Raw genomic sequence first — 26,858 nt, 5'->3', positions numbered from 1 at the left:
TTCAGGACTGTCAGGTGCGACAGATCATTCAGGCGAAAGAATTTTCTGCATCAGCACAAGATCCAGCCATTGACCCCATTTGAACCCAACTTCGGGCATGCGACCAACCTGTGAAAAGCCCAGCGCCGCGTGAAACGCCACGGCGCCCGGATTGGCCGAGGAAATGCCTGCAACCAGCACATGCGCCCCGTCGGTTCGTGCGGCCGCCTCAAGCGCTTGCATCAAAGCCCGCCCAACGCCTTTTCCGCGCGCGTCCGGTGACAGCTGGATCGAGTGTTCGCGCGTCTGCGCGTATCCGGGGCCCGCACGAAACGGGGCATAGGTGGCAAAACCAACAACGTGCCCATCATGTTCGGCGACCAGGAAGCCGGTGCCCCGCGCCGTAATATCCTCGGTGATTTGCGTCGCGCTGCGCTCATCGGTCGTGAAGGTGATCAAGGACTCGCGGATGATCGCATTGGTGATCCTGGCGATTGCGGGCGCATCCGCCGCCATGGCCGGGCGAATGATCATTCCAGCACCCGGACCCCATGAGGTGTCTCGAACTCCGCCCTGAGCGCGGCCGGACCGGTGTCGAACACCACCTGATCCAATGCACCAAGATGTCTGGCCAGCGTCAACGCATCCGGGTGGTACACAACCAAGCGCCGCAGCCGACAGCCGCTGTTTTGCAGCATGTCGGCCGGGTGAAGGTCGCCCTGCCATTCGATAAGTGCGGGAAACAGGTTGTCGAACGGCAAGCGCCCGGTTGGTGGAACCGCCATGCGCCACCGCAGCGCGCCCCGGGTCAGATCGATCGGTTGTCCGACACCATCGGGAAACAACGCAAGCGAGGCTTCGATATCCTCGACCCGGCAAATCCAGTTGGTCAGACGCGGGCTGCCCTCGAAACGGTCCAGATCGAACCACCGCGTTCTGCCAGGTGTTTGCGCCTGCGGGTCGATCGCAATCGCCTCCAGATAGAGCCCGCCCCTGAGGCCCAGCAACTTGTTGTATGTCCCGAACGTCTCGTGCTTGCCGCCGGGTTGCAGCGCAACGCCAAGCGCTTGTTCGATATGGGCAGATGCGTCTTCCAATGTTTCACCCGCGACGGCCAGATGATCCAGTAACATGTGCCACCTCCTGCAAGTTTACGGCCAGACCCTTGCGGATCTGGCCGTATGTTTCCGCCAAAGAGGCGCGATCACAAGATGTTTCGACGAATAACCCGACCTTCGTCAGCCGCGCGCTTCGCTGATCAGGCGCAGGATGTCCTGAGCGGCCTCGGGAATGTTGGTGCCCGGGCCAAAGATGGCCTTGACCCCATGATCATAAAGGAACTGGTAATCCTGCTGCGGGATCACCCCGCCGCAGATCACGATGATGTCCTCGGCCCCGGCTTTTTTCAGCTCTTCCACCAGTTGCGGAGCCAATGTCTTGTGCCCTGCCGCCTGCGAGGAAATACCGACCACATGCACGTCATTGTCCACCGCGTCCTGCGCGGCCTCGGCCGGGGTCTGGAACAAGGGGCCAACGTCTACGTCAAACCCGATATCGGCGAACGCGGTGGCAATCACCTTGGCCCCACGGTCATGACCGTCCTGCCCCATCTTGACCACCAGCAGACGGGGGCGACGGCCTTCGGCCTCGGCGAATTCCTCGATGGATTTCTGGATCGCGGTAAAGCCTTCGTCGCCCTCATAGGCCGCGCCATAAACGCCGGCCAGGGTTTTCACTTCGGCGCGGTGGCGGCCGAATTCCTTTTCCATTGCCATGCTGATCTCTCCTACGGATGCGCGGGCACGGGCGGCCTCGACGGCGGCGGCCAGCAGGTTTCCACCCTCGCGGGCAGCCTTGGTCAAAGCGTCCAGCGCCTGTTGGCAAGCAGCCTCGTCACGGGTCGCACGGATACGTTCCAATCGCGCGACCTGCGCTTCGCGTACGGCCACGTTGTCGACGTCCAGAATGTCGATCGGATCTTCCTGTTCTTTGCGGTACTTGTTGACCCCGACGATCACCTCTTCGCCGCGGTCGATCATGGCCTGCCGGCGCGCGGCGCTTTCCTCGATGCGCAGCTTGGGCATACCACTGGCCACGGCCTTGGTCATGCCGCCCATTTCCTCGACCTCTTCCATCAGGGCCCAGGCTTTTTCGATCAGCTCGTTGGTCAGGCTTTCGACGTAATAGGACCCCGCCAGTGGGTCGACCACATCGGTCACGCCGGTCTCTTCCTGCAACACCAGCTGCGTGTTCCGGGCGATACGGGCCGAAAAGTCGGTGGGCAGCGCGATCGCCTCGTCCAGCGCATTTGTGTGCAACGATTGCGTTCCGCCCAGAACTGCGCTCATCGCCTCATAGGCGGTGCGGATCACGTTGTTGTAAGGATCCTGTTCCTGCAACGAAACACCTGACGTCTGGCAGTGGGTGCGCAGCATTTTTGACCGTTCGGATTTCGCGCCGAAATCGGTCATCACCCGGTGCCACAGCGTGCGCGCGGCGCGCAGTTTGGCGATCTCCATGAAAAAGTTCATGCCGATGGCAAAGAAGAACGACAGCCGGCCTGCGAACTTGTCCACGTCCATCCCGGCCTGTGTCGCTGCACGGACATATTCGCGCCCGTCGGCCAGGGTATAGGCCAGCTCCTGCACCAGGTTCGCGCCGGCCTCTTGCATGTGATAGCCCGAGATCGAGATCGAGTTGAACTTGGGCATCTCGTTCGAGGTATACTCGATGATGTCCGAGATGATCCGCATCGAGGGCTCGGGCGGGTAGATATAGGTATTTCGCACCATGAATTCCTTCAGAATGTCGTTCTGAATGGTGCCGGACAGAACCGATTTGTCGTGCCCCTGTTCCTCTCCTGCCACGATGAAGTTCGCCAGAATCGGGATCACCGCGCCGTTCATGGTCATCGAGACCGAGACCTGATCCAACGGAATGCCGTCGAACAGGATTTTCATGTCCTCGACACTGTCGATGGCCACACCGGCCTTGCCCACGTCACCGACGACACGCGGGTGGTCGCTGTCATAGCCGCGGTGGGTGGCCAGGTCGAAGGCAACCGAAACACCCTGCTGGCCCGCCGCCAGGTTGCGGCGATAGAAGGCGTTGGATTCTTCGGCGGTCGAAAAGCCCGCATATTGACGGATCGTCCACGGACGGCCCGCATACATCGTGGCCTTCACACCGCGTGTAAACGGACCGAAGCCCGGCAGCGAACCCATATGCGGCAAACCGGCGGTGTCTTCCTGCGTATAGAGCGGTTTGACCGCAATGCCTTCCAGCGTCTCTTTGGTCAGGTCGTCCAGCGGACGTCCGCGCAGCTCTTTCTCGGCCAGCGCTTTCCAATCCTTGGTGTCGGTCATTTCGGTTTCCTCTTGTCAATTCGGATGGCGGCAGTCGAAAGCTTCCGCATTGAGGTCTTGCGCTTGGCCGTTTCATTCAGACGCAAGCGCGACATTTTGAGTGTTTGGTACAAATCGTCGGTCGCAATCGGTGTCACAGAGGCTATATTCGAAGGAACAGGAGGCCACATGACACGCACGCTTGCCTTTGTTTTCTTGGCACTAATCCCGATGTCTGTCTGGGCGGCGGATGGCACGGCGACGACGGATGACAGTTTTGTCCGCCCGGTGGGTGACAGCGAACTCAGCGAGTTTCTTTGGGTCAACCGACCCATCGTAGTCTTTGCCGACACGCCAGCGGACCCGCGGTTCCAGCAACAGATCGACATGCTGCTCGAAGGCGAAGCCGCAATGCGTGAGCGTGACGTGGTGGTTCTGACCGATACCGACCCATCGGCGCGGTCTCCGATCCGGTCACAGCTGCGCCCGCGCGGGTTCCAGATGGTATTCGTCGACAAGGACGGCGTGGTCAAACTGCGCAAACCTTCTCCGTGGAGCGTGCGCGAGATTGGCCGGTCCATCGACAAGACCCCCCTGCGCGAACGCGAAATCCGCGATCGGCGCGAAGGCGGCTGACCGCTTTCGCCACCCCGAAAGACCCCGGCACAGAATGCCAGAGGCTTTGACAGGTATGGCAAAAGCGCGGTCATGATCACTCGAACTCGATGATCACTTCGTCCACGGCGAGGCTGTCGCCGGGGCCAGCATTGATCTTGGCAACGATACCCTTCTTCTCGGCGCGCAGGATGTTTTCCATCTTCATCGCCTCGATGGTGCACAGCGCCTGACCTTCCTGCACCTCTTGCCCCACTTCCACGTCGATCTTCACGACCAGGCCGGGCATCGGGCACAGCAGCATTTTCGAGGTGTCGGGCGGCAGTTTTTCAGGCATCAGCCGCGCCAGTTCGGCCTGCCGCGGGGTACGTATCTGCACCTTGAGATCCGCGCCGCGGTTACGGATGCGGAACCCGCCCGAGATCTTGCCCACCTTCATGACCAGCGGCGCGTCATCGACCGTCATGACGGCAAGCTGATCACCCGGTGTCCAATCACCCGTCACCCGCATTTCCTGACCGTCGTCAAACCTGATCGTGGCCCCATCCTGATCCGCGTTGACCTTGACAGGCCACTGGATTTCGCGCCCGAAGGAGACAACCCAATCGGTGCCGACCTTGCGTTCGTGATTGTCCATCCGGCCCGACACGCGGGTCCGGCGAATTTCTGCGACGCGATGCATGGCCGCGCAGGACGCCGCAATCCGGCGCAGGTCTGCCTCGGCCAGTTCGACGCCCTCGAACCCGTCGGGGTATTCCTCGGCGATGAAGGCCGTGGTCATATCGCCGCTGATGAATTTCGGATGATCCATCACGGCGGACAGGAACGGCAGGTTGTGGCCAATGCCTTCAACCTCGAAACTGTCCAGCGCCACGCGCATCGCCTCGATCGCCTGATCACGGGTCGGAGCCCAAGTACACAGTTTGGCAATCATCGGGTCGTAATACATGCTGATCTCACCACCCTCGTAGACGCCGGTGTCATTTCGAACAGCAACATCGCCTTCGGGCGCATCCCCCTGCCATTTGCCGTTGGCCAGCATCGGCCCGGCTGCCGTCTCCTGAGGCGGGTGATACCGGGTCAGACGACCAATCGAGGGCAGGAAGCCGCGATACGGATCCTCGGCGTACAGGCGGTTTTCGATCGCCCATCCGGTCAGTGTCACGTCGTCCTGCGTGATCGACAGCTTTTCTCCCGCTGCGACGCGGATCATCTGTTCGACCAGATCAACACCGGTGATCAGTTCGGTGACAGGGTGTTCCACCTGCAAACGCGTGTTCATTTCCAGGAAATAGAAGTTCTTTTCACCGTCGACGATGAACTCTACCGTTCCCGCGCTGGAATAGCCCACGGCCTTGGCCAGGGCCACGGCCTGTTCCCCCATGGCTTTGCGTGTTGCTTCGTCCAGAAACGGCGACGGCGCCTCTTCCACGACTTTCTGGTTCCGGCGCTGGATCGAGCATTCGCGCTCGCCCAGGTAGATGCCGTTTCCATGACTGTCGCAAAGAACCTGAATTTCGATGTGACGCGGTTGGGTCACGAATTTCTCGATGAAGATCCGATCATCCCCGAACGAGCTTGCGGCTTCGTTCTTTGACGACTGAAAGCCCTCGCGCGCCTCGTCGTCATTCCACGCGATCCGCATGCCCTTGCCGCCGCCGCCGGCGCTGGCCTTGATCATGACAGGATAGCCGATCTCGTTCGAGATTTTGACCGCCTCATCGGCGTCTTCGATCAGCCCCATATATCCGGGAACCGTCGACACATTCGCGTCCTGCGCGATTTTCTTCGAGGTGATCTTGTCGCCCATCGCCTCGATCGCGCCTTTCGGGGGGCCGACGAAAACCACGCCTTCGGCTTCCAGCGCCTCGGCAAACTTGGCGTTTTCGGACAGGAAACCATAACCGGGATGGACCGCCTGCGCGCCACTCTGGCGAATGGCGTCCATCACCTTGTCGATCACGATATAAGACTGGTTTGCAGGTGGCGGACCGATATGGATGGCTTCGTCCGCCATCGACACATGCAGCGCGTTCTTGTCCGCGTCCGAGAAAATGGCGACGGTGCCGATACCCATCTTGCGGGCGGTCTTGATAACCCGGCAGGCGATCTCGCCCCGGTTGGCGATCAGGATCTTATTGAACATGGAACGTCCTTTGGCTTGGTGTTCTGGAAACGCAAAACGCCGCCGCAGGGAACAATCCCCACGACGGCGTGATACGCGATGACGGGCGGGACGACACGCGCCCCGCAAAATATGCGTTAGTTACAGGTGTTCTGCGTTTTGCAGTACAGCACGTTGCCCGCCGCGCCGACGGCTGCGCCAAACAACGGGTCCGCGTTGAGGACCGCCGCCCCCACTGCCCCGGCACCTCCGCCGAGGATTGCCTGTTCGCCCGTGGTGTCTCCGCAGGCGGCCAGGCCCGCGCAGGTCGCCGCAGCAAGGATGAAGCGTGAGAATCGCATTGTATCTGCCCTTTTTGGTTTCTTGGTCCTTTTCGGGTCAGATGCGCGAAACACGCCCTGTTATTCAATATCAACGGGTGCGCAGGCGATTTTTGTGCGGGATTTTGCCTTTTTTTGTCCGATACAGGCAAAAAGAAAAACGCGGACAGGACTATGTGGGGAACACAAGCCTGCCCGCGCAAGGAAGGGGTACGGAATAGTAGGTGCATGTGCGGCGCAGGCAAAGTAGAGCCGCACGGCTCATCCAGTTTGCACAGCACAATATTGCCGGCAAACACAGTATTGTTTCCAATCGGGATTTCGGCTGGAATCTGCCCACACCCGGAAATGCCGCGCAACTTCGCGCCGATACCGGTTCGATACTGCTCGGGTGTTTGAGGCCTCTTTGCCGTCACAGTTTCGTGACAGATCAAGCCGCTTTCCGCGCGTTTCGCGGTTGCAGCATCACGACTCTCGGTCAGCGTTGGACATACAGAACCGCCTTGCGCCAATGCGTTATCCAGGCGGCTCAAGACGTCGTTTTTCAGCGCAGTGAAAAACACACATTTGCTTGACAAATCAACATCTTCACTTCCCATTCTCGTGATTTCCCAAGGTTTGAACCTCGTGAAACGGTCCGTGTGCACACTCGCACTCAAAGGAACACCCACATGACGAAGACTAGAAAAAAGGCACTCCTGCTTGCTGCCTCTGCGCTTTGTGTGACCAGCACGCTTGCCTTTGCCCAGGATGCCCAAACTCAAGCCGAACTTGACGCCTTGCGCGCCCGGGTTGAGGCGCTGGAATCCGCCAGTGCCGGCCCTGCCAACGGTGACTTCCGCATCGGCAACACCGTTCTGGACGTTTACGGATATGTAAAGGCCGACTTCTTCTACGATTTCGAGTTCGATCAGGGCGACACGGCGTTCGTGAATGTCATCGGGGAACCGTCGGCCGCGACCGATGGCACATTTGGTGCCACCGTCCGCCAATCGCGGATCGGTCTGCGCACCACCACCCCAAGCGGTATCGGCGATATCGGCGGACAACTGGAACTGGATCTGTTCGGTTCCGGCGGAACAGCCGAATTGCGTGTACGCCACGCCAATATCACCATTGGTGACAACTGGCTGATCGGACAGACCTGGACCAACTTCATGCCGCTGGACACCTACCCGACCTCGGTGGAATTCAACGGCCCCGTTGGTATCCCTTTCGCGCGGGTTCCGCAGGTTCGCTATACCAACTCTTTCGGAACGAACACGTCCTTCGCCGTTTCGATCGAAGAGAATGTCGGCGGTTCGAATTCGGACGATCCGGTTTTGACCGCATCCGCCGAATACAATGACGGGACTTATGTCGCACGTTTGTCCGGCCTTTATGGCAAGGCGGAATCCGGCAGTGTCGAAGTTGATCAGACCGGGTTCACGATATCCGGCTCGGTTCGCCCATGGCAGGGCGGCCTGTTCCAGGTCAACTATGTGAACGGCGAGGCACTCGGCCCGTACCTGATCGGCCTTGGTGATCCCATCGTGAACGGCCAGGCCAATGACGTGGATGGATACACCCTCGAATTCCGGCAGGATCTGAGCCCGAAATGGAATGTTGGCATTGCATACGGCAAAGAAGACTATGACCTGCCGACCTCGACCGGAACCCTGTCGTTTACCGAACTGGAAACGATCCACGTCAACGCTTTTTACAAGGCAACCGAGGATCTGACACTTAGCGCCGAGTACATCTATGGCGAACGGAACGACGCGCCGACCGGCAGAACCTTTGACGGAAACCGCGTTCAGCTGGCCGCTCAGTTGAACTTCTGATGCCGCACACGGATCCTGCCCGGTTTCGGGCAGGGTCATCCCGGAACCGGTCTTGAAGGGCTGATATGCGGCGGCTTGGATCACGATTAGCCTGTCCCGTCGATTACGTCGGGAAAGGACGCACGGGCGGCGTCCACATCGATTACCAGCATTGCGTCATAGCTGGCCGGATCAAAAGGATCTTCCGCCGGGATGACTTCGCGCCCGAAAAGCCAGCTGAGACGTCCGGCATCCAGATTGCCCCGCTCGAACGGCTGATCGCCGAAATGCGCCCAAAGGGCCTCCATGAAGGCGGCATCGGCGCGTTTGTCCGCTGGTTTGCGATCCCGGAACCGTTCCCGCCGTGTCAGCGGCGTCACACCCTTGGGATTGGCGCGGCGAATAGTGAACTGAAAATCGGTGCCTGAAAGACGCCCCGGAAACCCGCGATGTTTCAGCATGGCGACACTCCACAGCTTTGTTTTGCAGACAAAAATAGTTCGAACCCGAACTTGGATGGGATCATGTTGCGCACCTCCAAAGCCGCACCGTTGGTCTGAGAAGCTTTGACGTCATGACAGCGTAAGTTCATGGTCAAAGCCCTTCCCAGATACACCGGGACTGCTCCAGCCGGTAGGCTTCAAAATACTGTGTCGCGTCCGGAGCGGTGTCGCCAAATTCCACCGGGCGATCAGACAGGGAAATGACAACTCTGGATGGCTGCAATTCGTGCAGAGCCACATAAGGAACGGCTAGAACCTGGCACAGATGCTCCATATCCTTGGACGCCACGTCATAGCCGATCCGTCCCACTGACGCTCCGATCTTCGGGGCGACAAATCGAAAGCGCACCCAAAGCTCACCGGGGTTGTTGTCCAGCAGGACATCGCTCAGATGCACCGGCTGACCGGACGGCACCGGCAATGAACTGTCTGTCTGGGCAAAAACAGGAACGCCGAGCGCACACAGCACCAGACATATGGCACGATCCCGGACCCACCGAAGGCAGGCTCCTCCTTCCGGGATCGCGCGCGCAGTGCTTTTGGCCTGCGCGGTTCTATGTCTGACGGGTCGGATCATTCAACTATTTGTCACTTTTTGTCAATTCCGCCGCAATTTTGAGCATTTTCGCTAAAAATCGGACTGCCAGTGCCAACAACCGGGGCGGACAACGCCGCCCCGAATGGGTCAAAGCGGAATATTGTCGTGCTTTTTCCAAGGGTTCTTCAGCTGTTTGCCGCGCAAACTGGCAAAGGCCCTGGACACGCGCCGGCGGGTCGAATGCGGCATGATCACCTCGTCGACGAAACCGCGTTCGGCCGCGACAAAGGGGTTTGCAAACCGATCTTCGTAATCGGCGACATGCTGTGAGGTCTTTTCCGCATCATGCAGATCTGCCCGATGAATAATCTCGGTTGCACCCTTGGCACCCATCACCGCGATTTCGGCTGTCGGCCAGGCATAGTTGAAATCGCCGCGCAGATGTTTGGACGCCATAACCACATAGGCACCGCCATACGCCTTGCGCGTGATCACCGTGACCTTGGGTACGGTCGCCTCGCCATATGCATAAAGCAGCTTTGCGCCGTGCTTGATCACGCCGCTATATTCCTGCTGTGTGCCCGGCAGAAAGCCCGGAACATCGACAAGCGTCAGGATCGGAATTTCGAAACAGTCGCAGAACCGCACGAACCGCGCCGCCTTGCGTGAACTGTCGATATCCAAACATCCCGCCAAAACCATCGGTTGGTTCGCCACGACACCAACGGTCTGACCTTCCAGCCGAATAAAGCCGGTGATGATGTTCTTGGCGAAATCTTCCTGAATTTCGTAGAAATCGCCTTCATCGGCTATTTTGGTGATGAGTTCCTTCATGTCGTAGGGCGTGTTTGGATTGTCCGGAACCAGAGTGTCCAGCGAATCCTCGATCCGGTGAGGGTCATCAAAGAACGGACGCACCGGAGGTTTCTCGCGGTTGTTGAGCGGCAAGAAATCCACCAGACGGCGCACTTCTGCCAATGCTTCCACATCGTTTTCGAACGCGGCGTCGGCGACCGAGGATTTCTTGGTGTGGGTCGAGGCGCCACCCAGTTCTTCGGCTGTTACAACCTCGTTGGTGACCGTTTTGACCACATCGGGGCCCGTCACGAACATGTAAGACGTGTCTTTGACCATAAAAATGAAGTCAGTCATCGCGGGGCTGTAAACCGCTCCGCCGGCGCATGGGCCCATGATTACGCTGATCTGCGGAACCACGCCCGAGGCCGTTATGTTGCGCTGAAACACTTCGGCATACCCGGCCAGCGAAGCCACGCCTTCCTGGATTCGCGCACCGCCCGAGTCGTTGATACCGACAATCGGTGCTCCGTTTTGCACCGCCATATCCATGATCTTGCAGATTTTCTGGGCATGCGTCTCGGACAGCGACCCACCAAAGACCGTAAAGTCCTGGCTGAACACATAGACCATGCGGCCGTTGATGGTGCCCCAGCCGGTGACAACACCATCACCCGCAGGTTTTTGATTTTCCATTCCGAATTCGGTGCATCGATGACTGACGAACATGTCGAATTCTTCAAAGCTGCCCTCATCCAGCAGCAACTCGATCCGCTCTCGCGCCGTCAGCTTTCCGCGCGCATGCTGGGCATCAATCCGCCTCTGCCCGCCGCCCAGTCGTGCGTCGTTGCGGCGGTTTTCCAACTCGGAAAGGATGTCTTTCATGACGATTTTCCCCTGTAAAATTTGCCGGGACCCTACCCTTTCGCGCCCCTCATCCAAAGCTCTTTTCGGCAAATTTGCAAATATCCAGCAACAACAATCTGGATAACTGTAAACTTGCAAAGTCTCTTGTTGAGATCGCTGGATGGCTGGCAATCCAAAATTCCATGACTATACATGTGAACTATGCAGTTCAGCTCTCGCGCGGTTCGCCGCACACCACCCACATTGGCGACACTTGTATTGCTCGCGGGCTTGTCTGCGCTGAGCATGAACCTGTTTCTGCCGAGCCTGCCGAACATGGCCGCGTATTTTGGCGCCGATTACAAGGTCATGCAGCTGTCGATCGCGCTGTATCTTCTGGTCAATGCCGTTCTGCAAATCCTGATTGGTCCGCTCGCAGACAAAGCAGGTCGCAGGCCTGTTCTGCTGTGGGGGATCGGCTTGTTCCTGCTGGCCACCCTTGGATGCATCTATGCGCCCAACGTTGAAATCTTTCTTGCGTTCAGAATGTGCCAGGCGGTCGTGGTTGTCGGCATGGTTCTCAGCCGGGCCGCGGTAAGGGATATGTACGATCAGGATCAGGCGGCATCGATGATCGGTTACGTGACAATGGGTATGGCCGTGGTCCCGATGATCGGCCCGGCGATCGGCGGCTTGCTGGAGGAAAGCTTTGGCTGGAAAGCGAATTTCTGGCTGCCTTTCGCCCTGGGCGCCTTGACGCTTGCCTTGACCTTCGCGGATTTTGGCGAAACGTCAGCCAAAAGCGGCAAGACCCTTGTTCAGCAGTTCAAGGAATACCCTGAACTTCTGACCTCGCCACGGTTCTGGGGCTATTCACTGTCCTGCGCGTTGTCTTCGGGCACATTCTTTGCCTATCTCGGTGGCGCGCCCTTTATTGGAACCGAGCTGTTCGGACTAAGCGCGGCACAGGTCGGCATATATTTCGGCGCCCCCGCAGTGGGCTATTTTGTTGGCAACTTTCTGAGCGGTCGCTTTTCCGTACAGATTGGCATCAACCGGATGGTGCTGTGGGGCAGCCTGCTGAACGCCTTGGGCGTTGCGCTTTCGGCATCCTTGTTCCTCACAGGTCTGGGCACCGCACTCAGCTTTTTCAGCTTGATGACCTTTGTGGGCGTCGGAAACGGCATGGCCATTCCCAATGCCACCTCCGGCGCATTGTCCGTTCGTCCGCATCTGGCCGCAACTGCCTCAGGGCTGAGCGGCGCAATCATGCTGGGCGGCGGCGCGGGCCTGAGCGCGTTGGCAGGCACCCTACTGACCCGGGAAACCGGCGCCATGCCCTTGCTCTGGCTGATGCTCACCTCTGCAGTTCTGGCGATTTTCGCAATTGGATCCGTCATTCGGCGAGAGCATCAATTGGGGCTGTAACGACTTGCTCCGAAAACTTTGCAAAGTTAATCTTCCAAAACAGAAAACTTGCAAAGGCACCTCATGGCCACCCAAAAGCTCTATGCTGGCGCGAAACTGCGTGAAATGCGCACGCGACTGGCCCTGACACAACGCGAGTTCGCTGCGAAACTGGGTGTTTCACTCCCATACCTGAACCAGATGGAGAACAACAACCGGCCGATCTCGACCACGGTTGTGTTGGCTCTGGCACAAGAATTCGGCATGGATGTCACCGAGCTCAGCACCGGCGACAGTGAGCGACTGGTGTCGGACATGCGCGAAGCTTTGGCCGACCCGGTTTTTGCGGATATTCTGCCGCCACTTGCCGATTTACGCCTGACGGCATCAAACGCCCCGGCATTGGCCCGCGCATTTATCGAGCTGCACAAAACCTACCGGCAAACGCATGAACGCCTCGCCTCACTGGACGAAGCCCTGGGACGAGAAGACGCCCGAATGCAGGCCAGCCCCTGGGAAGAGGTGCGGGACTTCTTCCATTATTGCGACAACTACATCGACGCCGTGGACCGGGCGGCAGAGCTGTTCGCCAATCGCGCCGAAAACCCGGGCAGTATCCGGCAGGCGGCTTTGAACAGCCTGACTGAGCGTGGCATTCGGGTGATGTTCTCTGACATCGCCCCTTTGCGCACCTATGACGCCGAAAGCAAAATCCTGCGCCTTTCCTCCCGCTCGACCCCGCAAACGCAAGTGTTTCAACTGCTGTTGCAGGTCGCATTGATCAGTCAGGACAAACTGCTGGAAGCGACACTGGATTTTGCCAAGTTCCAAAGCGAAGAGGCGCGGTCCATCGCCAAGATCGGCCTTGCCAATTATTTCGCCGGCGCTTCCTTGATGCCCTATTCCGCATTCCTGACCGCTGCTCAGGAAGAGCGCCACGATCTGGAGCTGCTCAGCAACCGGTTCGGCGCATCGATCGAGCAGGTTGCGCATAGACTGTCGACGCTGCAACGCCCGGGTGCAAAAGGTATCCCGTTCTTTTTTGTCCGCGTGGATCAGGCCGGAACGATCACGAAACGGCACTCGGCCACGCGTCTGCAATTTGCACGGTTCGGTGGCGCCTGCCCCCTTTGGAACGTACATCGGGCCTTTGAAACGCCGGGACACTTCCTTCGGCAACTGGCAGAAACGCCGGATGGTGTGCGTTACATCTCGCTGGCTCGGGATGTGTCGAAATCAGGTGGTTCATTCGGCGCACCGGTCAGGCGGTACGCAATTGCGCTGGGGTGCGAGGTGCGCCACGCCCCGGCGCTTGTCTATGCCGATAACCTCGACATAAACAACGCCAGCGCTTACGAGCCCATCGGCATTTCCTGCCGCATCTGCGAGCGGCAAAACTGCCATCAGCGTTCAGTCCCGCCGCTGGAACGCCGTCTCAGCATCGACACCCATACGCGCGGCACCCTGCCCTACGAAGTCACCTGATTTCGTATGGCCAGAAATTAACCGGGGGGGGGGGGGCGACCCGGGCCGGGACAGCGAGTGCCCCGGCACTGGTGTTCAGGCCTTGGACAAAATCGCCCAGATTTCGTCTTTCAGCGCTGCCCGTTTCTTGCGCAAATCAACTTCGGCCAGGTCTTCCATGGGTTCGACGTTGGTTTCGGCCCGATGCACAACGCGATTGACCTCGTGATACTCATCAGCCAGACGGGCAAAATGCGCGTCCGTTTGCTTGAGCTGGCTCATCAGTTCAACCTTGTCCGGAAACTCTTCGGCCAGTTCATGCGGGGTGTGGGACATGTCTGTTCGCTCCTTCATATGTCGTTGCATATCAGTGATAGAAGCGTGACGCGCCGCCCACTTTGACGCGGATCAATTTCATACAGGAAAAATTCAGAATTCAGCGTCGCGCAGCACGCCAACCCGCTGCACGTGCTTCGGCAGCAGAGCAGAACCATCGCTCGCCCTTGGCTGCACTGATCCGGGTTTTGGCATAGTACCTCTGGCCCGGTTCGTGAAAGATCCTTTCGCCCTTTGACGAAACATTTCCTTTGATTAGGCATGTTTCAGAGGATTTCGGTTTCTTGCGTGCCCTGTGGACCCAAGGCACCTGTATCTGTGTCTTGTGCAATCCCCTGTTTTCAATCCTCGCGACCTGTTCGGCACCTGCATACGTGTCCGAATATTTGCGGTACGCAAAGGCCAAGCCCTGCTCTACAATCCGGGCGGCGACGTCTTCGCGCTCCACGCTGCACCGAGCAACGATGCGACCGTAGCGATCCCGATCCAACGGGACACAAGTGGTCATCCGTCCCTGAAACTGTTCCCGAACCTTATGAGTGGCCCACGCCCCGCATGGCCAGCTTGATCCGTCGGAATCCTGACAGGTCTGATCCAGTTCGGGCGCATCGATACCGTGCAGCCGCACCCGAACACCACCGACATTCCAGGTGTCCGCATCGATTACGTGAACCCGACCTGCAAGTTGCTCTGCGGCATGGGTCAGACCTGGAAGCAGAAGAACAAAGGCTAAACAAATCCTTAACATGCCCCCGATATGCGCGGTATTTCACGCGCATTCAACCGGGGGCCGTTTGGAAAGGTTAACGTTGAGCGGTTGCCCAGTTGGGGTGAATCCACGGACGATCATTGGCCTTCGGCAACGGATCTTTGCCCAAAAGCGAATCCGACACTTTTTCACCCACCATGATAGACGGCGCATTCAGGTTGCCGTTGGTGATCTGCGGAAAGACTGAACTGTCCGCAACGCGCAACCCGTCCACGCCGATGACACGGCCTTGGGGGTCGACTACCGCATTCTTGTCATCCGCGCGCCCCATCCGGCACGTACCGCAGGGGTGATAGGCGCTTTCCGCATGCTCGGCGATAAAGGCGTTCAGATCTTCATCCGTTTGGACAGCGGAACCGGGCTGAATTTCCTTGCCCGCAAAGGGCTTGAAGGCGGCTTGCCCAAAGATTTCGCGGGTCAGCCGGATACAGGTGCGGAAATCCTCCCAATCCTTTTCATGGCTCATGTAGTTGAACTTGATCACCGGCGCGTCTGCGGCTAGGGCAGAGCGCAATGTGACCGTCCCGCGTGACGGCGACCGCATCGGGCCGACATGCGCCTGGAACCCGTGCCCCTCGGCAGCGGCCTGCCCATCATAGCGCACCGCAATCGGCAGGAAGTGGTACTGAATGTCGGGATATTCCACGCCCGGTTTCGACCGGATGAACGCCGCGCTTTCGAACTGGTTCGATGCGCCCAATCCCGTTTTGGTAAACAGCCATTGCGCCCCGATCAGGCCCTTGCTGAACAGGTTCCAGTGCTTGTAGAGCGTGATCGGTTGCAGCGACGCCTGTTGGATATAAAGCTCCAGATGGTCCTGCAGGTTGGCACCAACCCCCGGGCGATCCGCCACGACGTCGATCCCATGCTCGGCCAGATGCGCCGCTGGGCCGATACCGGACAACATCAGCAGTTTGGGTGAATTGATCGACGATGCAGCAAGAACGACTTCGCGCCGGGCCTTGATGACCTCTTTCCTACCGCCGCGGATCAGTTCGACCCCTGTGGCGCGGCCGTTTTCCATGACAACCCGAGACGCAAGACCGCGCACGATATCGCAATTGTCGCGCTTGAGCGCGGGTTTCAGATAGGCATTCGCCGCAGACCAGCGCCGCCCTTTCCAGACGGTCTGTTCCATCGGGCCAAAGCCTTCCTGCTTTTCACCGTTGTAGTCGCCCGTGACTTCGTAACCGGCCTGCTGACCGGCGTCCACAAAGGCCTGAAACAACGGGTTCTCGCGCGGGCCGCGCGACACGTGCAACGGACCGTCAGTGCCGCGCCATGCCGGATCGCCCCCATGGCCGCCGTCGTGCCAGGTTTCCATCCGTTTGTAATAAGGCAAAACATCCGCGTAAGACCAACCGTCAGCCCCCATCTCGGCCCAGGTATCGAAATCGCGCGCGTGGCCGCGAACATAGACCATGCCATTGATCGAGGACGACCCGCCGATCACCTTGCCGCGCGGACAGGCCAGGCGACGGTTGTTCAGGTGCGGCTCGGGCTCGGACTGATAGCCCCAGTCATAGCGCGACATGTTCATCGGATAGCTCAGCGCCGCCGGCATCTGAATGAACGGCCCCATGTCGGTGCCGCCGTGTTCGATCACCAGAACCGAGGCCCCGGCCTCGCTCAGACGATATGCCATTGCGCAGCCTGCGGACCCTGCGCCGACGATGACAAAATCTGCTTCCATTTCCACAACTCCTGACCCGCCGAGAAGGTTGGATGCCTCCGGCGGGAGTATTTTCGAAAAGATGAAGAGGTTATTCGCCGCGCGGGAACCGGGCGCTTTCCTCGACGATGTTCAGATCCATGTGATTGCGCATGTAGCGTTCCGACGCTTTTTGCAGCGGCTGATAATCCCACGGGTAGTATCCGCCCTGCCGCAGCGCTTCGTACACAACCCAACGCCGCGCCTGGCTGGCACGGACTTCGGCGTCGAACCGATCCAGATCCCAACGGGCCTCGGATTTGGCACGCAGTGTTTGCAGCGTTCCTGCGTGTTCGGGGCTGTCTGCCAGATTGTTCAGTTCGTGCGGGTCGGCCTCAAGATCAAACAACTGATCAGGGTCCAGCGCACAGCGGTTGTATTTCCACTTGCCATATCGCAACGAGACCAGCGGCGCGTAGGATGCCTCGGCCGCGTATTCCATGGTTACCGGTGTGGTTCGTTCTTCGCCCAGTGCCAACGGCACGAGGTTTTCGCCATCGGTCCAGGGGGCGATCTCGGCCATGTCTACGCCGGCCAACGCCCCCAGGGTCGGCGTTACGTCTATTGTCGATACCGGAGCATCTATCCGGCCGGCGGGCAGATCAGGCGAGGCGATCATAAGCGGCACACGCGCCGAGCCTTCGTAGAAGTTCATCTTGAACCACAACCCGCGTTCACCCAGCATGTCGCCGTGATCCGAAACGAACAGGATGATCGCCTCTTGCCGGGTGGTTTCCAGCACTTCGAGGATTTCGCCGATCTTGTCGTCCAGATAGGAGATATTGGCGAAATAGGCGCGACGCGACTTGCGGATATCTTCTTGGGTGATGTCGAAACTGCGCCAGTCATTGGCATCGAAGATGCGCTTGGCGTGGGGGTCCTGATTGTCATAACCCAGATCGGCGACTTCGGGCAGCAGATGTGCGCAATCTTCGTAAAGGTCCCAGTATTTGCGGCGGGCAACATATGGGTCATGGGGGTGCGTGAAGCTGACGGTCACGCACCACGGGCGGTCATCCTTGCCGCGTGCCAGATCATAAAGCTTGGCCTTGGCGTTATAGGCGACCTCGTCGTCATATTCCATCTGGTTGGAAATCTCGGCAACGCCCGCGCCAGTGACGGACCCCATGTTGTGATACCACCAGTCGATGCGTTCACCCGGCTTGCGGTAATCCGGGGTCCAGCCGAAATCGGCCGGGTAGATGTCGGTGGTCAGGCGGTCTTCGAACCCGTGCAGCTGATCGGGACCGACGAAATGCATCTTGCCCGACAGGCAGGTATAATAGCCCGCGCGGCGCAGGTGATGCGCGTATGTGGGGATATCGCTGCGAAACTCGGCCGCGTTGTCATAGACGCCGGTGCGCGACGGCAATTGACCGGACATGAAGCTGGCCCGCCCGGGCGCGCACAAGGGCGACGCCGTGTAAGCGTTGGCAAATCGGGTTGACCGTTCCGCCAGTTTCTTCAGGTTCGGAGCTTGAAGCCAATCAGCGGGACCGTCTGGAAAGAGAGTCCCGTTGAGCTGATCCACCATCAGGATCAGAATGTTCGGTTTTGTCATTTTTCAGCCTCGAGCAGAGTGTTGAGCACACGCATCGCGTGGTTCACGGCCAGTTGCGGTTCTTCAGGGGCGCTGAGTGCGGCGCGGATGTACAGCCCGTCAATCAGGGCAACCATGTTCTCGGCCGCCTCTTGCGGGTCAGCCAACTTGTGCCGCAGGGCGTGGGTCAAATTGGATTTGATGCGGGCCTGATAGATCTGCCACAGGCGCAGGGCGTCATCATTGGTCTGAGCCAGCACGTAGAAGGTCATCCAGGCCGCGATCACATCGGGTGTGAAACAAGAAGGCGCAAAACACGCCCTGACGATCGCCTGCGCCCTTTCGTCCGCCGCAGCCGCTTTCAACTCGCCCCTTGCTTCTTCGCCAAAGTCCGAGAGGATCCGGCGCATGGCGGCCAGAAAGATCTGATCCTTGCCGCCGAAATAGTGGTGCGCCAGCGCGCTGGACATGCCGGCACGTTTGGCAATCTGACTGACCGTTACATCAAGGGATTTCTTCAAGCCCAGCTCAGCGATTGTCGCGCGAACAATCGCATCCCGGCGGATTGGCTCCATTCCGACTTTTGGCATCGTTCTCCCCTTGAACAGGCGTCACGGGACCACGCTAGGGGGTTTTTATTGACTCGTCAATTAATGAAAAATCAGGAAGCGGTGTCGTTACAGCTTCGGCGCAATACTCGGAGGCGTCAAGTCCCGGCGGTTCAACACGAATTCGCGCCATGAGATAAAGCTCACGGCGGCAAGGATCAGCGTGCCGCCCGCGACAACCCAAACGTCAACGCTTTCATGGAAAACCGCAGCGCCCAGGATCGTGGCCCATATCAGCTGAAGAAACGTCACCGGCTGCGTGACGGCCACTGGCGCCGCCTGAAGCGCCAGGGTCATGAAATAGTGCCCGGCGGTCGCAAAGCTGGCCACCAGAAAAAGAACCCCGATATCCCGCAGGCTTGGCTGCGTCCAAACGGCGATCGCAAAGGGTATCAAGGCAATGGTCACCCAGATCGACAGATGTGCCACAACGACGGCGGGCGGTACGTCACGCACCAGAATCTTGGCCAATAAATACGACCCCCCAAGGGTCAGGGCCGTTCCCAGCATGGCCAGATGGCCTGATGACACTTCGCGAAACCCGGGCCGCAGGATGATCAGGACGCCAATCAGAGCGACCAGAATCGCAGCAATCCGGCGAAAGGCCAGCTTTTCGCCCAAAAACAGGGCCGCCCCCAGTGTGACGTAAACCGGTGTCATGTAATTCATGGCTGTAACTTCGGCCAGTGGGATCTGTGTCATCGCAAAGAACCAGAGCATGACCGCAACCGCATGCACGATGCCTCGCAGACCGAAAAGCGTCAGCAGGCGGGGGGTCAGATGCGTCGCCATGATCGACCGCATGGCCGGCAACAGAAACACCAACCCCAGCACATATCGCAGAAAGGCGGCCTGGATGGAATTCATCGATGTGCCCAGCGACTTCACCAGCGCGGTCATCACAACAAAGGACAAGCCGGCGGCGAACATCCAGAACATGCCGGCAAGCGGGCGGGACGATACGGTGGATGAAGTCATGTTCAAGGTTGAACACCGAAACCCGGCCGGGAACAACCCTTCACATGGTAACAAGTTTCAGCGCGATACCCAACATGACCACGCCAATCCCTGCGTCCAGCACCTGCCACGCCCTGGGGCGCGCAAAAACAGGCGACAGGATGCTTGCCCCATAGCCAAGCGAAAAGAAGAATACAAAGCTGGATGTCATCGCGCCGAGGGCGAAACCAAGCCGGTCGTCATATTGGGCCGAGATCGAACCGATCAGCACGACCGTATCCAGATATACATGCGGGTTCAGCCAGGTGAACGCGAAAACCGTCAGCAGCGCGGCCTTGAGGCTGGTTCGCCTGCCATTGCCGATTTCCATCACCGAGCCACCCAGCCAGGACGACCTAAGACTGCGCAGGCCATACCAGATCAGGAATGCCGCCCCACCGTATCGCATCACGGTTTCGAACCAGGGTGCGGCCTGTGCCAGGGTGCCAAAACCTGCCACGCCTGCTCCGATCAGGATGGCATCAGACACCGCGCAGGTCAGGCACAGAACAAACACATGCTCGCGCCGCAAGCCCTGCCTCAGAATAAAGGCGTTCTGCGCCCCGATGGCGAGGATCAGGCTGAAACCCAGCGCGAAACCGGCGATCACGGATGTAGGCATGGTACCTCCTGCGTTGCCATTGCGTTGACTAATGGCCGCGATACGATCTATCAAATTAAAGATGCTGCCCTCAGTTAAGTTTTGCTAATGCTACTGGACCCTCACCAATTGGCCGCTTTGTCAGCCATTCTGCGCCATGGCAGCTTTGATGCGGCGGCGGCGGAACTGGCTGTAACCCCTTCGGCGATATCCCAGCGGATAAAAGCGCTGGAGGATCGCGTGGGCGCCTCGCTCATACATCGGCGAACCCCTTGCACCGGAACGCCAGCCGGGCAGCGCATCGCACGTTACGCCGAAGATGTCGGTCTGCTGGAGGCGCAGCTGGCTCGGGAATTGACTCTGGCACAAGAACCCGGGTCCGCGCGGGTTCGCGTTGCGGTACCCGCCGACATTCTGGCCACCTGGTTCATTGACGCGATGGCGCAGGTGCCCGACATGCTGTTCGACCTTGTGATCGACGATCAGGACCATTCGGCAGACTGGCTGAGGCGCGGCGAGGTCAGCGCCGCCGTCACCGTCGGCGGACAAACCGTAAGCGGTTGTGACGCGATTGAGCTGGGCGTGTTGAGGTATCTGCCCACCGCCAGCCCGAAATTTGTCAAAACCTGGTTCAAGAACGGCGTGACCGAGGAAACCCTCAGCAAAGCGCCTTGCCTTGTCTTCAACAGGAAGGACGGTCTGCAAAAAGCGTGGATCGCACATCACACCGGCAAACATCTGTCACCGCCTTTCCACTTCCTGCCATCTTCGCAAGGGTTCGTTGATGCCGCAGTCGCCGGGATTGGCTGGGGCATGAACCCCGCAGCCCTTGTGCAAGACGCCATGGCGCGCGGACTGCTGAGCCCGATCGTTCCCGATGCGCCACTGGACATCGCGCTCAGCTGGCAGGTCGGGCGGGTTCTTGCCCCGGCGCTCAAACCCCTTACACAAGCGGTCCAGCATGCTGCGCAACGGGTTTTGCTACCGTCACAAGTCAAATAGTCCGACTCATTCGATTGGAGGAACCAATGTTCTCGCGCGACACCCTCAGTTATGACCCCATTCCCCTGCCCGACCGATGCGAGATCAGTGATGCGGACATGCAGGACGCGGCTGTGGCTTTCTTTGAAAAGATGCGGCGGCGTCATACCGTTCGGGATTTCTCTACGCGCCCGGTGGCTCGTGATGTGATCGAAACCTGCCTGCGCACCGCGGGAACGGCCCCGTCAGGTGCAAACCACCAGCCCTGGCATTTTGCTGCCGTCTCGGACCCCATGCTGAAACTGCGCATCCGCGAGGAAGCCGAAGAAGAAGAGCGTCGCTTTTACGCGGGAGGGGCGGGCGATGAATGGATCAAGGCTCTGGAACCCATCGGGACAAACGCGGTCAAGGAACATCTGACCGTCGCCCCGTGGCTGATCGTGGTCTTCGCCCAACGCTGGGGGCAATTCGAAGACGGGACGCGGTACAAGAATTACTACGTGCCGGAAAGTGTGAACATTGCCACCGGCTTTCTGCTGGCGGCATTGCATCACGCCGGTCTCAGCACGTTGACACATACCCCGAATCCGATGCGGTTTCTGACCGATGCGCTGGGTCGGCCCGCTTCAGAGAAACCAACAATGGTCATCGCAGTTGGACACCCCTCGGAAACCGCGACCGTGCCCTCCGTTGCAAAGCTGAAAAAGCCCCTGGACGAGATTTCTTCCTTTTTCTGAGCGGAGACGCATCAGCCCTGTGTGCCAGAGGCGTCCTTTCGGTCCGGCGACATTGTCAGGTAGCATGTCACGCAGGCCACCAGGCTGGCCGCGACTATGAACCCGACGGCCAATGCAACTTCGTGCATGTGGGCGACTGCGGCCAGGGCCGCCGAAAGCAGTACCGCCAACAATCGAGTAAAAGACTTGATCGCCGCCGATCCCTGAACGCGCTGTTCCTTGGGCGCGACGTCCAGGAAATAGAGCTTGCGCGCGCTGCTGATCCCGGTCACCGCAACGGTGACGACAAACAGCGCGATCGCGTGCAGATGCACATCGTGATCGATACCCAAGTAGTGAAATGCCAGAAGAACACCGCCGGTTGCGGCCACCATCAGTGTCCCGACCACCATGACGGCACGATGAGACTTCATGTTCACGACCTGCCACAAAGGCCCGGACACAAGATAGCCTGAAGCAGATGAAACAATCATCGCGGTCAGTCCCCTGGCCGAGCTGTGATGCGCCTCGGCTGCGATCAGCGCAAAGAATGGGACAGAGAGCGAAACAGCCACCAACAACATTCGCATGACCATGTAACGACGAAACCACGAGTATTCGAACATGCCAATAATACCCTGTGCATTGGCCTTGAACGACAGCTTTGCTTTGGGTCCGGTCTTGTTTGCCGGCTCCGCCGAGCGGGCATTCTCTGTCATGGCCAGCATCAAAAGCCCTGACAGCATGAAAAACGCAACCGATACACCGATCATGGTTGAGTGGCGCGAAAAAGGTGGGTTTTCCTTGGTGATCTGATGCACCAGCATGGCAAGACCGATGGCACACAGGCCTCCGCCTCCAAGTTGCAGGTAATGCAGGACCATGCGCGAACGCGAGTGGACTTGATCGCCCAGCAGATCGGTGAACATCAGGTTCTGCACCTCGTCCACAAGACCGATCACGAAAAAGACCGCCACGAAAACCACTGCGATCAACGGAACGACCCCGGTCGCGGCGGCCACCATTGCCAGGACCAGACAGGATCCGATGATCGCTTCGGTCAGAGCGATTGCGCGTTTCTTTTGCGATTTCGCCGCGACGGATTGCGCCAGAAAGAAATCGGAAATCATGCTGCCAATCATTCGCACCGAAACCAGCGCGCCCGCCACGAACATCGGCAGTTCGAATGACACGGCCAGAAACGGCAAAACCACCGATGGGCTGCCCAGAGTCCACGCAACCTGAGACACGATACTCTGCCCAGCAAGAACCGGCACGTTTCGCTTGGCTTTTTCAGCAGTCGCATCCATCGTGGATCTTTCGGTGGCGTTGTCTCGGAAATTCCGGGTTTTTCCAGCCTATGCGTTTCGAAGGGTTCAGCCAACAACTCTTCGAAACTGTCCGAAAACGAAAAACCCGGCGGTTGAGCCGGGTTTCGCCGTCAAGATCCGCAACAGCTCAGAGCTGTGCCATCACCTCATCCGAGGCTTCGAAATTGGTCGTGACGCGCTGTACGTCGTCATCGTCTTCCAGCGCATCCACCAGCTTCATCAGCTTTTGCATGTCTTCCAGACCCAGCTCGGTCGTGGTGGTTGGCTTCCAGACCAATTTGGTGGATTCCGATTCACCCAGCGCAGCTTCCAACGCGTTCGAAACGTCGTTCAGATCCGTATCCGCACACCAGATGATGTGGCCATCCTCTGAACTTTCGACATCTTCCGCGCCGGCCTCAATGGCGGCTTCGAATATGGTGTCTGCGTCACCCGCCGTTGCCGGGTAAATCACTTCGCCCTTGCGCTCGAACATGAACCCGACCGAGCCCGTCTCGCCCAGATTGCCGCCGTTCTTGGAAAAGGTCGAACGCACGGTCGACGCGGTGCGGTTGCGGTTGTCCGTCATGGTTTCAACAATCACGGCCACGCCGTTGGGGCCATAGCCCTCGTAGCGGATTTCTTCGTAATCGTCGCCTTCACCGGCGGTGGACTTTTTGATCGCGCGGTCAATCACATCCTTGGGAACCGAGTTAGACTTGGCCTCTTTCACGGCCAGACGCAAGCGCGGGTTCTTGTCGGGATCGGGGTCGCCCATCTTGGCGGCAACGGTGATCTCTTTCGACAGTTTGGAAAACAGTTTGGACCGCGCGGCGTCCTGACGCCCCTTGCGGTGCTGGATATTGGCCCATTTTGAGTGGCCTGCCATAATGCGTCCTCGTCATCGTGATTGCGTGTTCGGCGCTCATATAGACGTTTGCAGGGGGCAGGATCAAGAGAGCGGCTTGCGACGGCTTCACCGGCTAGTATGGTGACGACATGACGACAGACCAGATCATTCTTTTTGCGCTTTTCATCACCGTCTTCGGAATGCTGTTGTGGGGCCGGTTTCGATACGACCTCGTGGCCTTTGCCGCGCTGATGATCGGCGTTGTGCTGGGCGTCGTGCCCGTGGATGGTGCCTTTGCCGGGTTCGGCCATCCGGCGACCATCATCGTGGCGCTGGTTTTGGTGGTTTCCGCCGGTTTGGTCCGGTCCGGAGCAGTGTTTCTGATCACCCGCACGCTGGTTGATGCCTCGCGGGGTCTGGGCGCGCATATCGCCCTGATGGGCGGGATCGGCGCGGTTCTGTCGGCCTTCATGAACAACGTGGCGGCGCTGGCGTTGCTGATGCCCGTGGACATCCAGACCGCACGCAAGGCCGGACGATCGGTGGGCCTGTCGCTGATGCCGCTGAGCTTTGCCACCATTCTCGGCGGGATGGCGACGCTGATCGGGACCCCCCCGAACATCATCATAGCGTCGATCCGGGCCGAAACACTGGGCGAGCCGTTTCACATGTTCGATTTTGCCCCGGTCGGTGGGCTGGCCGCGATCGCCGGTCTTGCCTTTGTCGCACTGGTAGGCTGGCGTCTGATCCCCGATCGCGGACCGCAGGCCGAGACATCGGAAACCTTGGCCGAATACATCGCCGAGCTGACCGTTCCCCCAGAATCCGCCCATATCGGCAAACGGGTCAGTGAACTTTTTGAGTTGGCCGAGAAATCGGATGTGGCCATCATCGGTTTAATCCGGGATGGCAAGCGTCGCTATGGCCGGTCGGCGCACGCCGTTTTGCAGGAAGGTGACGCGCTGGTTCTGGAAGCCCGACCCGAGGCGCTGGACGAGTTTCGCGCAGCGCTCAATCTCGACTTCTCGGACACGCGCCGGCAGGAGTTGCTGACGGCCGAGGGTGACGGGCTGGAAGTGATTGAAGTCGTCGTGCCGGAAAGCGCGCGCATCACAGGCCGCACCGCACAAGGGCTTGGGCTGGCCTGGCGGCAAAGCACCGTTCTGATGGGCATCTCACGCCAGGGGCGCAGGATTACCGAACAGGTCCGCAAGACCGAGGTGGAACCGGGCGATATCCTGCTGCTGCTCTGCCCCCGCGACCGCGCTGCGGATGTCACGGAATGGCTGGGCTGCCTGCCCCTTGCCGGACGCGGGCTGAACGTAACGGCAAATGACAAGGCATGGCTGGCCATCGGTCTGTTTGCCGCCGCTGTTTTGGCCGCAAGTGTTGGGTTGATCTATCTGCCCATTGCTTTGGGGCTGGTCGTGATTGCTTATGTGCTGACCAAGATCATGCCGATCACCGACATTTACAATCACATCGAATGGCCGGTGGTCGTACTGCTGGGGTCTATGATCCCGCTGGGCAGCGCCTTGGAGACCTCGGGCGGCACCGAACTGATCGCAAACGCCCTGATCCAGCTGACCGATGGTCTGCCCGCCTGGGCCATTCTGACCGTATTGATGGTTGTCACGATGACTTTGTCGGACGTGTTGAACAACACCGCCACCGCCATTGTCGCCGCGCCGGTCGGGATACAAATGGCACGCACGCTCGAGGTGTCACCCGACCCGTTCCTGATGACCGTGGCCGTTGCGGCCTCGGCTGCGTTCCTGACCCCCATCGGGCACAAGAACAACACGCTGGTTCTGGGTCCCGGAGGCTATCGATTCGGAGATTACTGGCGCATGGGATTGCCGCTGGAAGTGCTGATCATAGCCGTTTCTGTTCCCGCCATCCTTGTATTCTGGCCGCTGTGACGGGTAAAGGCTGCGCATGAAACCGTTTTTGATCCTGCAACTGCGCCCCGAAACAGATGCGTCCGACGCCGAATACGCCTCGATCCTGAACCGGAGCGGGTTGTCTCCTGAACAGACGCATCGCATTCGTTTGGATTGCGACGACCTGCCAGAAGGGCTGGATGTCACGGACTATGCCGGTGTCATCGTAGGCGGCGGACCGGGATGCGTCAGTGACGACCCGGCGACCAAATCCCCGCTGGATGCCCGGATCGAGGCTGCGATCATGGGGTTGATGCCGCAGATCATCGCACAAGATCACCCGTTCATGGGCTGCTGCTATGGCCTTGGCATTCTGGCGGCGTATCTGGGCGGCGACGTCAGCAAGGACAGATATAGCGAACCCGTTGGGCCATCCACGTGCCGTTTGACCCCGGAAGGGCAGCGGGATCCGTTGACCGCCGGGTTGGAACCCACCTTCGACGCTTTCGTTGGCCACAAGGAAGCGGTTCAGGCTCTACCGAAAGGATGCGTGCACCTTGTCGCGTCAGACCCCTGCCCGTTCCAGATGATCCGTTGGGGGCAGAACATATACGCCACGCAGTTCCACCCCGAAGCCGACGCCAGGGATTTTGAACAGCGCATCAATATCTACAAGAATCACGGCTATTTCCCGCCTGAAGACGCGCAAAAACTGATCGACCACTGCCATTCGGCCGATGTCACGCAGCCGGGCGAGATCCTGCGCCGGTTCGTTCGGCGATACGAATGACCCAACGGCGCGGTTGCCTGCGCCTTGCC

At 59.2% G+C, this 26,858-nt stretch carries 25 protein-coding genes; 8 read left to right on the top strand and 17 right to left on the bottom strand.

The window, feature by feature from the left end:
• Positions 1–24: 24 nt before the first annotated feature.
• The 3 genes from GOW04_RS00495 to scpA form a co-directional block, all read right to left on the bottom strand.
• Positions 25–513: a GNAT family N-acetyltransferase gene (locus GOW04_RS00495; protein WP_171231224.1), complete on the bottom strand. Its 489-nt coding sequence runs from the start codon at positions 511–513 to the stop codon at positions 25–27.
• Positions 510–1,112, bottom strand: a complete 603-nt coding sequence (locus GOW04_RS00490; RefSeq protein WP_171231223.1) for a VOC family protein — start codon at positions 1,110–1,112, stop codon at positions 510–512. The genes GOW04_RS00495 and GOW04_RS00490 overlap by 4 nt, the downstream gene beginning before the upstream one ends.
• A gap of 105 nt (positions 1,113–1,217) precedes the next feature.
• Positions 1,218–3,344, bottom strand: a complete 2,127-nt coding sequence (scpA, locus tag GOW04_RS00485) for a methylmalonyl-CoA mutase (protein ID WP_171231222.1) — start codon at positions 3,342–3,344, stop codon at positions 1,218–1,220.
• A 168-nt stretch (positions 3,345–3,512) separates the two neighbouring features.
• Here scpA and GOW04_RS00480 point away from each other — a divergent pair, with 168 nt between their 5' ends.
• On the top strand, positions 3,513–3,959 hold the full coding sequence (locus GOW04_RS00480; RefSeq protein ID WP_152458718.1) for a DUF4174 domain-containing protein: 447 nt from the start codon (positions 3,513–3,515) through the stop codon (positions 3,957–3,959).
• A 76-nt stretch (positions 3,960–4,035) separates the two neighbouring features.
• Here GOW04_RS00480 and GOW04_RS00475 read toward each other — a convergent pair whose 3' ends face one another.
• Positions 4,036–6,084, bottom strand: a complete 2,049-nt coding sequence (locus GOW04_RS00475) for an acetyl/propionyl/methylcrotonyl-CoA carboxylase subunit alpha (RefSeq protein WP_171231221.1) — start codon at positions 6,082–6,084, stop codon at positions 4,036–4,038.
• 116 nt (positions 6,085–6,200) lie between these two features.
• Entirely contained in the window at positions 6,201–6,404 is a 204-nt protein-coding gene (locus tag GOW04_RS00470; RefSeq protein ID WP_170343657.1) for a hypothetical protein, read from the bottom strand.
• Positions 6,405–7,054: 650 nt separating this feature from the next.
• On the opposite strand from GOW04_RS00470, the gene GOW04_RS00465 reads away from it, so the two are divergent.
• Positions 7,055–8,206 (top strand): DcaP family trimeric outer membrane transporter, encoded by a 1,152-nt coding sequence (locus GOW04_RS00465; RefSeq protein ID WP_171231220.1) that lies wholly within the window; start codon positions 7,055–7,057, stop codon positions 8,204–8,206.
• Positions 8,207–8,292: 86 nt separating this feature from the next.
• On the opposite strand, the gene GOW04_RS00460 is transcribed toward GOW04_RS00465, so the two are convergent.
• The 3 genes from GOW04_RS00460 to GOW04_RS00450 all read right to left on the bottom strand — a co-directional run bounded on the left by GOW04_RS00460 (position 8,293) and on the right by GOW04_RS00450 (position 10,906).
• The gene (locus GOW04_RS00460; RefSeq protein WP_152458722.1) at positions 8,293–8,646 is read right to left on the bottom strand and encodes a hypothetical protein; all 354 of its coding nucleotides are present in this window, start codon (positions 8,644–8,646) and stop codon (positions 8,293–8,295) included.
• 133 nt (positions 8,647–8,779) lie between these two features.
• A complete protein-coding gene (locus tag GOW04_RS00455; protein ID WP_171114817.1) occupies positions 8,780–9,265 on the bottom strand; it encodes a DUF6497 family protein in 486 nt (161 codons plus the stop codon).
• A 108-nt stretch (positions 9,266–9,373) separates the two neighbouring features.
• The gene (locus GOW04_RS00450) at positions 9,374–10,906 is read right to left on the bottom strand and encodes an acyl-CoA carboxylase subunit beta (RefSeq protein WP_171231219.1); all 1,533 of its coding nucleotides are present in this window, start codon (positions 10,904–10,906) and stop codon (positions 9,374–9,376) included.
• Positions 10,907–11,089: 183 nt separating this feature from the next.
• On the opposite strand from GOW04_RS00450, the gene GOW04_RS00445 reads away from it, so the two are divergent.
• Both GOW04_RS00445 and GOW04_RS00440 read left to right on the top strand, forming a co-directional pair.
• Complete coding sequence (locus GOW04_RS00445) at positions 11,090–12,295, top strand: multidrug effflux MFS transporter (protein ID WP_171231218.1); 1,206 nt, start codon at positions 11,090–11,092, stop codon at positions 12,293–12,295.
• A gap of 63 nt (positions 12,296–12,358) precedes the next feature.
• The gene (locus GOW04_RS00440; protein ID WP_171231217.1) at positions 12,359–13,759 is read left to right on the top strand and encodes a short-chain fatty acyl-CoA regulator family protein; all 1,401 of its coding nucleotides are present in this window, start codon (positions 12,359–12,361) and stop codon (positions 13,757–13,759) included.
• Positions 13,760–13,834: 75 nt separating this feature from the next.
• Here the strand turns inward: GOW04_RS00440 and GOW04_RS00435 are convergent, their stop codons facing one another.
• From GOW04_RS00435 to GOW04_RS00405, 7 genes are all read right to left on the bottom strand, one after another.
• Positions 13,835–14,074, bottom strand: coding sequence for a YdcH family protein (locus GOW04_RS00435; RefSeq protein ID WP_152458727.1), 240 nt, complete (start codon positions 14,072–14,074; stop codon positions 13,835–13,837).
• A gap of 100 nt (positions 14,075–14,174) precedes the next feature.
• The gene (locus tag GOW04_RS00430) at positions 14,175–14,822 is read right to left on the bottom strand and encodes a thermonuclease family protein (protein ID WP_171231216.1); all 648 of its coding nucleotides are present in this window, start codon (positions 14,820–14,822) and stop codon (positions 14,175–14,177) included.
• A gap of 55 nt (positions 14,823–14,877) precedes the next feature.
• Entirely contained in the window at positions 14,878–16,536 is a 1,659-nt protein-coding gene (gene betA, locus GOW04_RS00425) for a choline dehydrogenase (RefSeq protein ID WP_171231215.1), read from the bottom strand.
• A gap of 70 nt (positions 16,537–16,606) precedes the next feature.
• Positions 16,607–18,115, bottom strand: a complete 1,509-nt coding sequence (betC, locus tag GOW04_RS00420) for a choline-sulfatase (RefSeq protein ID WP_171231214.1) — start codon at positions 18,113–18,115, stop codon at positions 16,607–16,609.
• Entirely contained in the window at positions 18,112–18,684 is a 573-nt protein-coding gene (gene betI / locus GOW04_RS00415; RefSeq protein ID WP_171231213.1) for a transcriptional regulator BetI, read from the bottom strand. The genes betC and betI overlap by 4 nt, the downstream gene beginning before the upstream one ends.
• A gap of 87 nt (positions 18,685–18,771) precedes the next feature.
• The gene (locus GOW04_RS00410) at positions 18,772–19,680 is read right to left on the bottom strand and encodes a DMT family transporter (RefSeq protein ID WP_171116467.1); all 909 of its coding nucleotides are present in this window, start codon (positions 19,678–19,680) and stop codon (positions 18,772–18,774) included.
• A 40-nt stretch (positions 19,681–19,720) separates the two neighbouring features.
• A complete protein-coding gene (locus GOW04_RS00405; protein ID WP_171231212.1) occupies positions 19,721–20,320 on the bottom strand; it encodes a LysE/ArgO family amino acid transporter in 600 nt (199 codons plus the stop codon).
• An 87-nt stretch (positions 20,321–20,407) separates the two neighbouring features.
• On the opposite strand from GOW04_RS00405, the gene GOW04_RS00400 reads away from it, so the two are divergent.
• Positions 20,408–21,301, top strand: coding sequence for a LysR family transcriptional regulator ArgP (locus GOW04_RS00400; RefSeq protein WP_171231211.1), 894 nt, complete (start codon positions 20,408–20,410; stop codon positions 21,299–21,301).
• A gap of 26 nt (positions 21,302–21,327) precedes the next feature.
• Entirely contained in the window at positions 21,328–22,017 is a 690-nt protein-coding gene (locus GOW04_RS00395; RefSeq protein ID WP_171231210.1) for a nitroreductase family protein, read from the top strand.
• An 11-nt stretch (positions 22,018–22,028) separates the two neighbouring features.
• Here the strand turns inward: GOW04_RS00395 and GOW04_RS00390 are convergent, their stop codons facing one another.
• Together GOW04_RS00390 and GOW04_RS00385 are read right to left on the bottom strand one after the other, a co-directional pair.
• Positions 22,029–23,306, bottom strand: coding sequence for a permease (locus GOW04_RS00390; RefSeq protein WP_171231209.1), 1,278 nt, complete (start codon positions 23,304–23,306; stop codon positions 22,029–22,031).
• 148 nt (positions 23,307–23,454) lie between these two features.
• Entirely contained in the window at positions 23,455–24,195 is a 741-nt protein-coding gene (locus GOW04_RS00385) for a YebC/PmpR family DNA-binding transcriptional regulator (RefSeq protein ID WP_152458737.1), read from the bottom strand.
• 110 nt (positions 24,196–24,305) lie between these two features.
• Here GOW04_RS00385 and GOW04_RS00380 point away from each other — a divergent pair, with 110 nt between their 5' ends.
• Positions 24,306–26,078: an SLC13 family permease gene (locus GOW04_RS00380; protein ID WP_152458738.1), complete on the top strand. Its 1,773-nt coding sequence runs from the start codon at positions 24,306–24,308 to the stop codon at positions 26,076–26,078.
• 16 nt (positions 26,079–26,094) lie between these two features.
• Positions 26,095–26,829: a glutamine amidotransferase gene (locus GOW04_RS00375; RefSeq protein WP_171231208.1), complete on the top strand. Its 735-nt coding sequence runs from the start codon at positions 26,095–26,097 to the stop codon at positions 26,827–26,829.
• Positions 26,830–26,858: the final 29 nt, after the last annotated feature.

Source organism: Ruegeria sp. HKCCA4812 (assembly GCF_013034245.1).
GTDB lineage: Bacteria > Pseudomonadota > Alphaproteobacteria > Rhodobacterales > Rhodobacteraceae > Ruegeria.
The sequence above is the reverse complement of the archived record's forward strand: the minus strand, read 5'-3'. Positions and strand labels throughout refer to the sequence as shown.

Bases quoted from the DNA above. Each gene is read 5' to 3' on its own strand.
- GOW04_RS00495 (WP_171231224.1), bottom strand. From the start codon at position 513: ATGATCATTCGCCCGGCCATGGCGGCGGATGCGCCCGCAATCGCCAGG.
- GOW04_RS00490 (WP_171231223.1), bottom strand. From the start codon at position 1,112: ATGTTACTGGATCATCTGGCCGTCGCGGGTGAAACATTGGAAGACGCA.
- scpA (WP_171231222.1), bottom strand. From the start codon at position 3,344: ATGACCGACACCAAGGATTGGAAAGCGCTGGCCGAGAAAGAGCTGCGC.
- GOW04_RS00480 (WP_152458718.1), top strand. From the start codon at position 3,513: ATGACACGCACGCTTGCCTTTGTTTTCTTGGCACTAATCCCGATGTCT.
- GOW04_RS00475 (WP_171231221.1), bottom strand. From the start codon at position 6,084: ATGTTCAATAAGATCCTGATCGCCAACCGGGGCGAGATCGCCTGCCGG.
- GOW04_RS00470 (WP_170343657.1), bottom strand. From the start codon at position 6,404: ATGCGATTCTCACGCTTCATCCTTGCTGCGGCGACCTGCGCGGGCCTG.
- GOW04_RS00465 (WP_171231220.1), top strand. From the start codon at position 7,055: ATGACGAAGACTAGAAAAAAGGCACTCCTGCTTGCTGCCTCTGCGCTT.
- GOW04_RS00460 (WP_152458722.1), bottom strand. From the start codon at position 8,646: ATGCTGAAACATCGCGGGTTTCCGGGGCGTCTTTCAGGCACCGATTTT.
- GOW04_RS00455 (WP_171114817.1), bottom strand. From the start codon at position 9,265: ATGATCCGACCCGTCAGACATAGAACCGCGCAGGCCAAAAGCACTGCG.
- GOW04_RS00450 (WP_171231219.1), bottom strand. From the start codon at position 10,906: ATGAAAGACATCCTTTCCGAGTTGGAAAACCGCCGCAACGACGCACGA.
- GOW04_RS00445 (WP_171231218.1), top strand. From the start codon at position 11,090: ATGCAGTTCAGCTCTCGCGCGGTTCGCCGCACACCACCCACATTGGCG.
- GOW04_RS00440 (WP_171231217.1), top strand. From the start codon at position 12,359: ATGGCCACCCAAAAGCTCTATGCTGGCGCGAAACTGCGTGAAATGCGC.
- GOW04_RS00435 (WP_152458727.1), bottom strand. From the start codon at position 14,074: ATGTCCCACACCCCGCATGAACTGGCCGAAGAGTTTCCGGACAAGGTT.
- GOW04_RS00430 (WP_171231216.1), bottom strand. From the start codon at position 14,822: ATGTTAAGGATTTGTTTAGCCTTTGTTCTTCTGCTTCCAGGTCTGACC.
- betA (WP_171231215.1), bottom strand. From the start codon at position 16,536: ATGGAAGCAGATTTTGTCATCGTCGGCGCAGGGTCCGCAGGCTGCGCA.
- betC (WP_171231214.1), bottom strand. From the start codon at position 18,115: ATGACAAAACCGAACATTCTGATCCTGATGGTGGATCAGCTCAACGGG.
- betI (WP_171231213.1), bottom strand. From the start codon at position 18,684: ATGCCAAAAGTCGGAATGGAGCCAATCCGCCGGGATGCGATTGTTCGC.
- GOW04_RS00410 (WP_171116467.1), bottom strand. From the start codon at position 19,680: ATGACTTCATCCACCGTATCGTCCCGCCCGCTTGCCGGCATGTTCTGG.
- GOW04_RS00405 (WP_171231212.1), bottom strand. From the start codon at position 20,320: ATGCCTACATCCGTGATCGCCGGTTTCGCGCTGGGTTTCAGCCTGATC.
- GOW04_RS00400 (WP_171231211.1), top strand. From the start codon at position 20,408: ATGCTACTGGACCCTCACCAATTGGCCGCTTTGTCAGCCATTCTGCGC.
- GOW04_RS00395 (WP_171231210.1), top strand. From the start codon at position 21,328: ATGTTCTCGCGCGACACCCTCAGTTATGACCCCATTCCCCTGCCCGAC.
- GOW04_RS00390 (WP_171231209.1), bottom strand. From the start codon at position 23,306: ATGGATGCGACTGCTGAAAAAGCCAAGCGAAACGTGCCGGTTCTTGCT.
- GOW04_RS00385 (WP_152458737.1), bottom strand. From the start codon at position 24,195: ATGGCAGGCCACTCAAAATGGGCCAATATCCAGCACCGCAAGGGGCGT.
- GOW04_RS00380 (WP_152458738.1), top strand. From the start codon at position 24,306: ATGACGACAGACCAGATCATTCTTTTTGCGCTTTTCATCACCGTCTTC.
- GOW04_RS00375 (WP_171231208.1), top strand. From the start codon at position 26,095: ATGAAACCGTTTTTGATCCTGCAACTGCGCCCCGAAACAGATGCGTCC.